Raw genomic sequence first — 11,566 nt, 5'->3', positions numbered from 1 at the left:
AGTTGTTCTAAAAGATGACGAAGCTACCATGCACTGCACAACATAAGCTATTTTGGCCTATAAGATGCAGTACATGATGGTTTCATCGTATGATTAATAAGTTGGAGCCAAACTTATACAAAATATTGCAAATTACATCGTTGGCTTAACTACCTTTGCGATGTGAAAAATATCTTTATCGGTTTACTGTTCGCTATGCTATGGGCCTCGGCATCTGTAGCCACAAAATTCGGCATTTTATCAGCTCCCCCATTGGTTCTTGCAAATATTCGTTTTTTCATAGCTGGTATGGTATTACTTTCAATTGGATATGTATTTAACAGATCATATAAGCTACCTAATGCCGATGAGTGGAAACATCTGGCAATTTTCGGGCTTTTAAATACTACAGTTTACCTTGGCTTGTATGTATGCGCTATGAAATATACCGCAGCCGGAATAGGCAGTCTTGCTACTTCAACAAACCCGCTATTAATTGTACTGTTATCCTCATGGCTAATTGGCCGAAAACCATCCAAAGAGGAAGTTTTTAGTATCCTAATAGGTATGATAGGTATCGGAATTGCAACCTATCCACTTTTAAAAGATAGTAGCACAACAATAATGGGAGTGAGCTTATTAATGCTAAGTATGGTCTCCGTATCTTTTGCAAGTGTATATTATGCACGAGTAAAATGGACACTACCCAACATATTGATTAACGGCTGGCAGGTAGCATTGGGAGGAATTTTTCTACTTCCAATTACCTTTTCACTTAGCGACTTTTCATCCATCCAGGTAGACAGCAGACTAATATTTTCTTCTTTATGGCTTAGCCTTTCTGTTTCAGTAATAGGCTTAATTTGCTGGTTCTACTTATTAAAAATTGATACCGTTAAAGCATCCCTATGGTTATTTCTTTGTCCTCTTTTTGGTTTCTTCTATGCCTGGTGGTTAATGGATGAACCTATCACCATGTATACTGTTCTGGGTACTTTACTTGTTATTTTCGGACTCTACCTGGGTCAGCGAAAAAACTTAACTGCAAAGACGAAGAAACAATAAGGAGGTTACATCTAACCAAACAATAAAACATATTTTATATTCCCTACACAATAAAATATGTTAAAATATGTTAAATAGATATAACTGACCTAGTCATGAAAACGATAAAACTATTTTTCTTTTCGAGCTCACTGCTCAGGCGATTTAGCTTAACTAAGATCTATTACTGGTTTAACAAGTAATATTTTGAATATACAAAATGCTTGTTTCACGGTATTTATTACTTTTACCACATTGATGTTATTATAAACACCACATGTTGCAGGAATTATCCTGCACAAGGTAAAGTGTTATAATCTGTTGACTAACTTTATGAATATTTCAAAACTGACCAGGCATATTGCTGCCTTGGGAATTCTTGCGAGTGGCTATACAGCTAATGCTCAATCTCCCACAAAATTTATCAACCCCGACAACATGGATCTCAGCGTAAAACCTGGAGATGATTTTTACACCTATGCAAGTGGCACTTGGATTAAAAACAATCCGGTTCCGGCCAAAGAAACCCGTTGGGGTAGCTTCAATGTATTAAGAGATTTTAATATCAATGCGGTAAAAGGACTTGTAGAAGATGCTGCTGCTGATAAAACAGCTCCTTTAGGTTCCGTTAAAAAACGTGTAGGCGATTTCTTTGCTGCTGCAATGGATAGTGTAACAATTGAAAAATTGGGTTATAACCCAATTAAAGCCGATCTGGAAAAAGTTAAACAACTTAAAACTGTTCAAGACATTTTAGATCATACAGTATATATGCGCGTAAGCGGACTTGCTTCCCCTATGTTTGGATTTAGTGTTGGTCAGGATAGAAAGAATGTGACCAAATATCTTCCTCAGCTTGGACAAGGAGGCACTACCCTGCCTGATCGTGATTATTACCTGAAAGATGATAGCAGGAGTGTGAAAATTCGGGAGGCATATACAACCTATATGACTACACTTTTTAACTTAATTGGCTACAAGAATGCTGAAGCTCAGAAAAAAGCCGCTACAGTAATGTCAATAGAAAAGAAACTGGCAGAAGCTCAAATGTCTCGTGTTGAAATGCGTGATCCTTATAAAACCTATAATAAGTTTACAGTTGCAGACTTTGGTAAAACCACTCCATCGGTTGATTGGGCAAAAATGTTACTTAGCTTAAAGGTGAACGGCCAGGATACGATACTTGTTTCTGCTCCTAAATTCTTTGTAACTTTTGATCAAATGCTGAAGGATGTCTCCTTAAAAGACTGGAAGACTTACCTGGAGTGGAATATCCTGAAAAATGCAGCGCCTAACCTAAGCTCTCCTTTTGTAAGCGCAAACTTTACCTTTAATCAGGTACAAAGCGGGCAAAAAGTTCAAACCCCAAGGTGGCAGAGAATGTCGCAATTAACAGACGGCACAATTGGCGAGTTATTGGGTCAACTATATGTTGCCAAATATTTTAAACCAGATGCAAAACTGCGTATGCAGGAACTTATCAGCAATCTTAGAAAAGCATTTGAGATAAGGATTAAAAATCTGGATTGGATGAGTGCACAAACAAAAGAAAAAGCACTTGCCAAACTAAATGCATTTGTTCCAAAAATTGGTTATCCTGATAAGTGGAAAAACTATGATGGATTAGTTATAAGTCGGGCAGCTTACTTCCAAAACCTAAGAAACGCAGGTGCATGGGGATACAAAGAAATGGTTGGCCAGTTAGGTAAACCTGTCGACCGTACGCGTTTTGGAATGACACCACCAACAGTTAATGCTTATTACAGTGCAACAATGAACGAGATTGTATTCCCTGCCGGGATTCTTCAATTCCCTTTCTTTGATCCAAACGCTGATGATGCAGTTAATTATGGTGGGATTGGCGCAGTAATAGGACATGAAATGTCGCACGGTTTTGATGATTCAGGAAGTCAGTATGATAAAGATGGTAATCTTAGGAACTGGTGGACTGACGAAGATAAGACCAAATTTGAAGCAAAAACCAAAGCTTTAGGAGAACAATTTGATGCCTATACCGTTTTAGACACCATTCATGTAATAGGAAAACTAACCATGGGCGAAAATATTGGCGATCTTGGAGGCCTTAATGCCGCCTACACTGCATTTAAGCTAACTAAGCAAGGTCAGTCGAATGAAAAAATTGATGGCTTTACACCAGATCAGCGTTTTTTCCTTTCATGGGCACAAGTTTGGAGAGGTAATATTTTACCCGAAAGTGCTGCCCAGTTAATTAAAACAGATCCGCACTCACCAGGTCCCTACAGAACAATTGGAGCACCGGTAAATATGGATGCCTGGTACGAGGCATTTGACGTTAAACCGGGTGATAAATTATACAAAAAACCGGAAGACAGAATTAGAATGTGGTAAATATTTAATGGCGCTTGCAAAAGCGCCATTTTAGCTTCTTGCTTTATCGTAAACAAGATCTGTAAGTTGATCAAGTGAATTTAGTATCCGATCCATATCCTTCGGATTATTAATATCTATACCACAAAACGGATTTCCGCTAGCTTTAGATTGTAATACCATAAAAATTATACCTGCAATCTGTAGCGCCATTATAGCGCGAAAATCAACACCTGAATCTTCAAAATGTGGCAAAAGCATTTTAAAAACCTCTTCACCAAATGCTTCGCGCTTTAAACCCACTTCTTTCATCAGCTTATTTTTTTCGCTCGTTTCCCAGATAACAATCTTCTGCATCTCCTCCTCAGTGTAAAAAAAACTAAGGTGTGTTTTTAAAATCGTCTTCACCATGGGCCTGCCACCATCAATCTGCGATTCAGCAATAAGTTTCTCCATGTCTCCTGATAAGCCAATCCAATAATCCTTTGTTTTCACATAGGTTTCTATCAAATTATTTACATTATTATCAAAATACCTGTAAATCAGCTTCTTATTAACTTCGGCTTTCTTAGCAATATTATTAACACCTAGTGCCGTATATCCCTCATTTTTAATGATTTCCCCTACTGCGGCAATCAATTTAAGCATAGTCCTTTCCTTATCTCTGATTGCTCCTGCTATACGTTTTCTTGGCTTGTCCATGGGCTAAAAATAAGAAAAAAACACGTATGTCACCACTTACCAAAATTCTAACAATTATTTTTGGCTTGTTCTATTCATCAAAATAACTGAATTAATACTCTCTGTATGAATTATGCACCTGAATCTTTACCAGATTTAAAAGCAATTAATATTTCGGCCCTGGTAGTAGGAGACATAATGGTGAATTTAGGACCAGTACTTGAAATTATTGAAAATGATAACCATTTCTCATTAATTATAGATAGAATGGAACAAAAGCAAATCTGGAGTTTTAACAAAACAGAAGAAGTATTTATAAAATCCTATTCATAAAGGATAACTCAAAAATATTAACTCAACGCTCAACAACTCAAATGATCAGGAAGAAATTTCTGGTCATTTTTTTTTACACAAAAAATCTATTTCCAACACCACAGAGGCATATTTTCACTTTTTTTTTTATTCACTGTAACCTTTTGCATCATTTCAGCATCTTATAAATAACTTAAATAAAAATCACAAAACCATTCACATATTCAATTAATATGCTTAATAGCGTATGTGGAAAAAGTATGCCTATTATGAAACCTAATAAATATATCCTATTCCTAACTATACTTGCCAACGTTCTTATGTTTAGCGCTGCAAATGCACAAACGGATAGCGCAATCGGAGAAATATCAGGCAAAGTGTTAGATGAGCAGCAAAATGCATTTCCCTATGCTACTGTTAGCTTGTTAAATGCCAAAGACTCGACAACGGTAAAAGGAACACTTACCGCTGATAATGGAACTTATCAGTTAAAAGAAATTAAACAGGGAAATTATCTTATAGCTATTTATGTAGTTGGATACAAAAAAGTATTTAAAGGCCCCTATTCCATAAGTGCTGATAAAAAATCTCATAATCTAGGAAATGTTCAATTGGCTACAGATGCCAAAGAGCTAAAAGGCGTTGAGATTGTTAAACAAAAACCACTTATAGAGAGACAGATTGATAAAACTGTAATAAATGTAGAGAATAGTGCATTGGCAGCTGGCAATACAGCTCTCGACATTTTACAGAAATCACCTGGAGTAACTGTTGATAAGGATGGTAAGATTAGCCTTAAAGGTAAACAAGGTGTAACCATAATGCTTGATGGCAAACCTACTTACCTATCAGCAGAACAATTAGCCAATCTGCTTCGTTCAACAGAAGGAAATGCCATCCAGTCAATCGAATTAATCACAAATCCTTCTGCAAAATATGATGCTGCTGGCAACTCAGGCATTATTAATATTAAATTAAAAAAGAACAGAAATTATGGCACTAATGGTTCAGTACTTGGAGGCGTTGGTTACGGCCGATATTATAAAGCAAACGGAGGTTTGAACCTAAATCACCGCGAAAAAAAGATTAATATCTTCGGTAATTATGATTACGGCCGTAACAAGGGGTTTGGTAGTACAGATATCCGAAGGGTAAACAACACAGCCACAGATCAAACCTATTTTGATCAAACCAATGGCAATATAAGACGTAGAAATAACAGCAATTATAAAGGTGGTATAGATTACTTTATTAATGATAAAAACACAATTGGGTTTGCTTTTAACGGATATAATGCAAATGGAAAAAATGCATCGGATGTTCTTACCCTGATTGGTGATCAGCCTTTCAAAACAGATTCATCAGTAGTTGCTCAAAATCCTAACAAGTATAAGTATACAGGTATGTCTTACAACCTAAACTATAAAGGGACAATAGACAGCCTTGGGCAGGAAATAACGATAGATGCTGATTACTCTGAACACATTGGGAGACAAGACAACAACTTCAACAACAAATATTTAAACAATTTAGGCCAACCCGCCAAACCCGATTACATTTTTAGAAATGCGACACCATCTACAACAAAAATATGGGCAGGAAAAACAGATTACACCTATCCTATTAACAAGGAAATGAAACTTGAAGTTGGTTTAAAATCAAGCTTTGTAGAAACAGACAACAACTTTATTTTCGAAAACTACGAAAATAACCAATGGCAAAATGATGTTAAGCGTAGTAATCAATTCCTTTATGATGAAAACATCAACGCTGCGTATGCCAACCTTAATAAAAAATTTAAAACCACATCTGTACAACTAGGACTGAGAGCTGAACAAACTAACTCAAAAGGAAATTCTGTTACAGAGTCAAAAATAGTAAACAGGCATTACCTTAACCTTTTTCCAAGCGTATTTATAAATCAGGAACTTTCTAAAGATCATGAAATGGGACTTTCATACAGCAGGAGAATTGACCGTCCTGATTACGGTTCATTAAATCCGTTCATTTATTACCTCGATTTATATTCATACAGATTTGGGAATCCATTCTTAAAACCTCAGTATACCAATGCTTTTGAGCTATCTTATTCTTATAAAAAAACTTTAAACGTAACGTTTGGATACAGTCATACTACCGATGTAATGTCTGATGTTCTGTTAACTGATACAGCTAAAAAAACAATTTTTATATCTAACCAGAACCTTGCTACGCAAGATGCGTACAACCTGAACGTTAGTTACCCAATACAAATAACCAAATGGTGGAGCAGCAACAACAATTTCACAGGTTTCTACAATGACTTTAAAACACCCGATCTGCTTGGCAAACCATTTCAAAGCGGAAGATTAGCATTTAACTTCAACACAACGCAAACCATTACTGTAAATCCAACATTTAATATAGAGTGGTCTGGCTTTTATCAATCTAAACAAGTTTATGGAACCATACTAATAGACCCTCAATATGGCATTGACCTTGGTATAAATAAATCTTTTCTTGATAAAAAGGTCAATATAAAGCTTGCAGCAAACGACCTCTTTAAAATGCAAAAAAGCGTAATTACAAGTGCACTGTCTTCACAAAACTATGTTGTAAATGAAAGATGGGAAAGTCAGGTATTCCGCTTAACATGTACTTACCGTTTCGGAAGTAATGATATTAAAGCCGCCCGTCAGCGCTCGGGTAGTTCCGAGTCAGAAGGCCGCAGGGTTAAATCAGGCAAATAGCCATTAGTTATACTTTTCCTGAACCTTTTTACTAAGTTTTCTTAGTACAAAGGTTCGGGATTCTGCTACTCTGCTCTTCAATTCATGATCTGGCAATACCTCCAGACTTTCTAAAGATATCCATTGGCGCTTGGCCATATGATAAGCCTGCTTAATGCCTGGTCTGGCCACAAGCATATCAAACTCATCCGGATCACATTTAATAGACAGTCTTCCTTCTTCCAGAGACATAATCACATAGATCTTTTCTTCTATCATGAAGCAAAGGTGATCCCATTTCATCCCTTCCGTAGTTCCCTGCAAACTCAAACAGTAATCTCTAAAAGTTTCAATATCCATAACAAGCAATTAAGACTTAAAGTTAAAAACTATTTTATCTAAGTTTGCACCGATGAACAAACTTATCCAAACCGCCGATGGTTCAAATACTTTATACAATGAAAGTATTGGGGAAAATTACCATTCTAAACATGGAGCCTTGCAAGAAAGCAAACACGTATTTATTGATGCGGGTTTAAAACATGCAATTGCTAGTTTTCCAGGTAAAGAAATATCCATTTTAGAGGTCGGTTTTGGAACAGGACTTAATTTTTTATTGAGTATTGCCCATTGTACAGAACATAAAATTCCGCTTACCTATACAGGTTTAGAGGCTTTCCCGTTAAAGATTGAAGAATTAGAATCAACAGGCTATGCCGCATACGTACCTGATAATGTATACAATAGTCTGATTAATAATTATGGAAAAGCATTATTGCAAGCGGTAACCTTGCTTCCAGATCAGCAACTTAAAATTGTGCAAACCTATCTTCACAGGTTCCAGACCGAACAAAGATTTGACCTCATTTACTTTGATGCTTTTTCTGTGCAGCATCAGCCAGAAATGTGGACAGATGAAATCATTGCACATACTTGTCAGTTTCTAAATTCGGGGGGCATATTTGTAACTTATGCAATTACCGGAAAACTTAAACGTGCCCTTAAATCGGTAGGCTTTACCATAGAAAAGCTACCCGGAGCACCAGGAAAGCGGGAAATGTTGAGAGCTACCAAAATAACTGAAATCAAATAGTTGTCTATAAATTACAAACCACCGACTGTATTAGAAACACGATGCTATTATTTTTGTTAAGTAAGTAAAAACAATAACAGCATTATGAAAAAAAGAAAATTAGGAAACTCCGATTTGTTTGTTTACCCAATTGCCTTTGGGGGAAATGTATTTGGCTGGACTGCAAACGAGAAGAAATCATTCGAAATACTTGATGGTTTCAGTGATGCAGGCTTTAACTTTATTGATACAGCAGATGTTTACTCAGCCTGGGTACCCGGAAACACCGGTGGCGAGTCTGAAACCATTGTTGGAAAATGGATATCACAAAAAAACAACAGAGATAAAATTGTAATTGCCACAAAAGTTGGAGCCCCAATGGGGCCTGATAAAAAAGGTTTATCTAAAAAATATATTTTTCAGGCTGTAGAAGACTCTTTAAGAAGATTAAAAACAGATTATATAGACCTCTATCAGTCTCATTACGATGATCCGGAAACCCCAATTCAGGAAACTTTAGAAGCTTACAATCAACTCATAAAGGAAGGTAAGGTTAGGTGGATTGGCGCTTCTAACATAACACCAGAACGCTTAACAGAATCATTAGAAATAGCAAAGAAACTTAATTTACCCAAATACCAAACCCTACAACCAGAATATAACCTTTACCAACGTGAGGGTTACGAAAAAAACTTTGAACAAATTGTATTAGATAATGACCTTGGAACAATTAACTACTATGCCCTTGCTAGTGGTTTCTTAACCGGGAAGTACCGTTCAGAACAAGACCTCAACAAAAGTCAGCGGGGTGGAGCAGTTAAAAACTACCTCAACGAAAGAGGTTTTAAAATACTAAAAGCTCTTGATGATGTTTCGGAACAATACAGTGCAGATCAGGCAAGCATAGCGCTGGCCTGGCTGATTGCCCGTCCATCCATAACTGCGCCAATAGCGAGTGTTACCAGTTTAGATCAGCTAGAGGATTTAAAAAAAGCTGCATCTTTAAAATTGAATGTAGAAGATATTGCAATTCTGGACGAAGCCAGTTCCTGGAAATAACTAAAAACAAACGCTCTGTTAAATATTTGGCAGGGCGTTTGTTTTTAGTTAATTTTCCTAAGTTAATTTTTTGAAACTGGCTTAATAAATATCTATGAGAAATATCGCGCTCCCCTTTTACGCTAAAGTGGCTTTGGTGCTATTTGCAATCATCTGTTTAGGGTATCTGGCCATTTTGGGGCAAACATTGCTTGCACCATTATTAACCTCATTCTTACTCGCATTATTATTATTGCCTTTTTCTAGTTTTCTGGAACAGAAATGGAGGTTTAAAAGGAGTCTGGCTTCAATTGTGTCCGTAGTACTCATGATTGCTTTTATATCGGGCATATTATATTTTCTTGCCAACCAGCTCACCGATCTTTGGCAAGACTGGCCTGCCCTTAAAAAGCAAGGTGAAACTTCATTCCACGACATCCAGAACTGGATTTCCAATACCTTTAACATCAATACAAAAAAACAAATAGACTATTTAAAAGATAGCACGAGCGCCGCACTTTCAACCAGTGCAACAGTTTTAGGGGCTACATTAGTTACCTTATCCTCTACGCTCCTTTTTCTATCTTTCCTACTCCTTTTCACTTTTTTCATATTAAACTATCGCAAAGTCCTTTTTACTTTTTTAACCTCAGTGTTCGAAGAACAACATGCCGATAAAGTAGGCGAAATTGTAAGGCGTATACAATATATTATCAAAAAATACATTACAGGACTGTTCTTGCAAATGCTTATTGTTACCTTATTGATGATCATGGTACTTTGGATATTAAATGTAAAATATGCTGTTTTGCTTGGTCTGATAACAGGCATTTTTAACATTATTCCATACATAGGTATTTTTACTGCTTTGCTTATCAGTTCACTCATCACTTTTGCTACGGCTGGTGCGGCAAAAATGCTCCTGGTAGTGATTGCATTTGCAGGTGTTCATGCACTCGATGGTAATGTATTAATGCCCCTGGTTGTAGGCTCAAAAGTAAAAATTAATGCTTTGTTTGCTTTTATAGGCATAGTAGTTGGCGAAATGATATGGGGCATATCAGGCATGTTCCTGTGTATCCCATACATGGCAATGCTAAAAATTATTTTCGATCGTGTAGACTCGTTAAAACCATGGGGAGTATTACTTGGAGGAGAAGAAAAACCACATAAAAAACGTAAAATTTATCGCATCACCAAAAATATTAAGCTCGAAGAACAAGAGTAAAAACAAACTTTAAACATGTGATAAATGCCTGAAAACAGAACACCACATATCCTCAACACCTCTGCAACTTTATTGGGGCTGTGTTTTATTGTACTTACTTCACTTAAAGTTGCAAAAATGAGCGATCGTACAGCTATTGACGAAACCACAGCCCTTGCAATAATCCTTTTCATGACGGCCTGCATCCTTTCATTTCTTTCGATGAAAAGAAGAGGACCCGCAAACTACCCATTAGAGAGGGCTGCCGATATTATATTTTTATTAGGTCTGGTTGTTCTTTTTTTAACCACAATGATGGTTACCTTTAACGTTATAAATTAAATACCCAATGCCTAATAATATTCCCCCTGTTACAGCAAACGATCCAGCTTCAGCATTTCAAAGATTACTAACTGTATTAGACACTTTAAGAACGCAATGTCCATGGGATAAAAAACAAACCATGGAAACCCTACGTCATTTAACCATCGAGGAAACTTATGAACTGTCTGACGCGATCCTTGAAGGAGACCTGGATGAGGTAAAAAAAGAACTGGGTGATGTAATGATGCACCTCGTTTTTTATGCGCGTATTGCCTCAGAGACTAATGATTTCACTATAATCGATGTACTTAATGGTGTATGCGACAAACTGATCAGCAGACATCCACACATCTATGGCGATGTTGAAGTACAGGATGAGAACGATGTAAAGCGCAACTGGGAACAGTTAAAACTTAAAGAAGGAAACAAATCAGTTTTAGCTGGAGTACCAGCAGGCCTGCCTTCTTTGGTAAAAGCAAGTCGTATTCAGGAAAAAGCAAGGGGTGTAGGCTTTGATTGGGACAATAAAGAACAGGTTTGGGAAAAGGTTGAAGAAGAATTACAGGAATTTAAAGATGAGTATAATGTTACCAATGGTGCAGTTGTTGATATAGAAAAAGCAGAAAGTGAATTTGGCGACCTCCTATTCTCATTAATTAATTACGCACGTTTCATTAATATCAATCCCGAAAATGCTTTAGAAAAAACCAATAAAAAATTCATTAAACGCTTTCAATATCTCGAAAGCAAAGCCAAAGAAAATGGCAAAGCCCTTAATGATATGACACTGGCAGAAATGGATATTTATTGGAATGAAGCCAAGACCTTAAAATAAAGGCATCCCATACAAAA

The 11,566-nt window shown here is 36.7% G+C and carries 11 protein-coding genes; 9 read left to right on the top strand and 2 right to left on the bottom strand.

Going from position 1 to position 11,566, the window contains the following annotated elements:
• The first annotated feature begins 162 nt into the window (after positions 1-162).
• The gene (locus CPT03_RS00725; RefSeq protein WP_099437049.1) at positions 163-1,044 is read left to right on the top strand and encodes a DMT family transporter; all 882 of its coding nucleotides are present in this window, start codon (positions 163-165) and stop codon (positions 1,042-1,044) included.
• A gap of 312 nt (positions 1,045-1,356) precedes the next feature.
• Entirely contained in the window at positions 1,357-3,393 is a 2,037-nt protein-coding gene (locus CPT03_RS00720) for a M13 family metallopeptidase (protein ID WP_099437048.1), read from the top strand.
• A gap of 30 nt (positions 3,394-3,423) precedes the next feature.
• On the opposite strand, the gene CPT03_RS00715 is transcribed toward CPT03_RS00720, so the two are convergent.
• Complete coding sequence (locus CPT03_RS00715; protein WP_099437047.1) at positions 3,424-4,074, bottom strand: TetR/AcrR family transcriptional regulator; 651 nt, start codon at positions 4,072-4,074, stop codon at positions 3,424-3,426.
• Between the two features lie 105 nt (positions 4,075-4,179).
• Here CPT03_RS00715 and CPT03_RS00710 point away from each other — a divergent pair, with 105 nt between their 5' ends.
• A complete protein-coding gene (locus tag CPT03_RS00710) occupies positions 4,180-4,386 on the top strand; it encodes a hypothetical protein (protein WP_099437046.1) in 207 nt (68 codons plus the stop codon).
• A gap of 248 nt (positions 4,387-4,634) precedes the next feature.
• Complete coding sequence (locus CPT03_RS00705; RefSeq protein WP_172954118.1) at positions 4,635-7,094, top strand: TonB-dependent receptor; 2,460 nt, start codon at positions 4,635-4,637, stop codon at positions 7,092-7,094.
• A gap of 3 nt (positions 7,095-7,097) precedes the next feature.
• Here CPT03_RS00705 and CPT03_RS00700 read toward each other — a convergent pair whose 3' ends face one another.
• A complete protein-coding gene (locus CPT03_RS00700) occupies positions 7,098-7,433 on the bottom strand; it encodes an MmcQ/YjbR family DNA-binding protein (RefSeq protein ID WP_099437044.1) in 336 nt (111 codons plus the stop codon).
• A 52-nt stretch (positions 7,434-7,485) separates the two neighbouring features.
• On the opposite strand from CPT03_RS00700, the gene mnmD reads away from it, so the two are divergent.
• The 5 genes from mnmD (at position 7,486) to mazG (ending at position 11,549) form a co-directional block, all read left to right on the top strand.
• Entirely contained in the window at positions 7,486-8,166 is a 681-nt protein-coding gene (mnmD, locus tag CPT03_RS00695) for a tRNA (5-methylaminomethyl-2-thiouridine)(34)-methyltransferase MnmD (RefSeq protein WP_099437043.1), read from the top strand.
• 84 nt (positions 8,167-8,250) lie between these two features.
• The gene (locus tag CPT03_RS00690) at positions 8,251-9,204 is read left to right on the top strand and encodes an aldo/keto reductase (RefSeq protein ID WP_099437042.1); all 954 of its coding nucleotides are present in this window, start codon (positions 8,251-8,253) and stop codon (positions 9,202-9,204) included.
• Between the two features lie 94 nt (positions 9,205-9,298).
• Positions 9,299-10,411: an AI-2E family transporter gene (locus CPT03_RS00685; RefSeq protein ID WP_099437041.1), complete on the top strand. Its 1,113-nt coding sequence runs from the start codon at positions 9,299-9,301 to the stop codon at positions 10,409-10,411.
• A 24-nt stretch (positions 10,412-10,435) separates the two neighbouring features.
• A complete protein-coding gene (locus tag CPT03_RS00680) occupies positions 10,436-10,732 on the top strand; it encodes a hypothetical protein (RefSeq protein WP_099437040.1) in 297 nt (98 codons plus the stop codon).
• 7 nt (positions 10,733-10,739) lie between these two features.
• On the top strand, positions 10,740-11,549 hold the full coding sequence (gene mazG, locus CPT03_RS00675; RefSeq protein WP_099437039.1) for a nucleoside triphosphate pyrophosphohydrolase: 810 nt from the start codon (positions 10,740-10,742) through the stop codon (positions 11,547-11,549).
• Positions 11,550-11,566: the final 17 nt, after the last annotated feature.

This window comes from Pedobacter ginsengisoli (assembly GCF_002736205.1).
Classification (GTDB): Bacteria; Bacteroidota; Bacteroidia; order Sphingobacteriales; family Sphingobacteriaceae; genus Pedobacter; species Pedobacter ginsengisoli_A.
The sequence above is the reverse complement of the archived record's forward strand: the minus strand, read 5'-3'. Positions and strand labels throughout refer to the sequence as shown.

Excerpts from the sequence above, each read along its gene's own strand:
- CPT03_RS00705 (WP_172954118.1), top strand. The coding sequence starts at position 4,635 with ATGAAACCTAATAAATATATCCTATTCCTAACTATACTTGCCAACGTT.
- CPT03_RS00710 (WP_099437046.1), top strand. The coding sequence starts at position 4,180 with ATGAATTATGCACCTGAATCTTTACCAGATTTAAAAGCAATTAATATT.
- CPT03_RS00720 (WP_099437048.1), top strand. The coding sequence starts at position 1,357 with ATGAATATTTCAAAACTGACCAGGCATATTGCTGCCTTGGGAATTCTT.
- CPT03_RS00715 (WP_099437047.1), bottom strand. The coding sequence starts at position 4,074 with ATGGACAAGCCAAGAAAACGTATAGCAGGAGCAATCAGAGATAAGGAA.
- CPT03_RS00685 (WP_099437041.1), top strand. The coding sequence starts at position 9,299 with ATGAGAAATATCGCGCTCCCCTTTTACGCTAAAGTGGCTTTGGTGCTA.
- mazG (WP_099437039.1), top strand. The coding sequence starts at position 10,740 with ATGCCTAATAATATTCCCCCTGTTACAGCAAACGATCCAGCTTCAGCA.
- CPT03_RS00690 (WP_099437042.1), top strand. The coding sequence starts at position 8,251 with ATGAAAAAAAGAAAATTAGGAAACTCCGATTTGTTTGTTTACCCAATT.
- CPT03_RS00700 (WP_099437044.1), bottom strand. The coding sequence starts at position 7,433 with ATGGATATTGAAACTTTTAGAGATTACTGTTTGAGTTTGCAGGGAACT.
- CPT03_RS00680 (WP_099437040.1), top strand. The coding sequence starts at position 10,436 with ATGCCTGAAAACAGAACACCACATATCCTCAACACCTCTGCAACTTTA.
- mnmD (WP_099437043.1), top strand. The coding sequence starts at position 7,486 with ATGAACAAACTTATCCAAACCGCCGATGGTTCAAATACTTTATACAAT.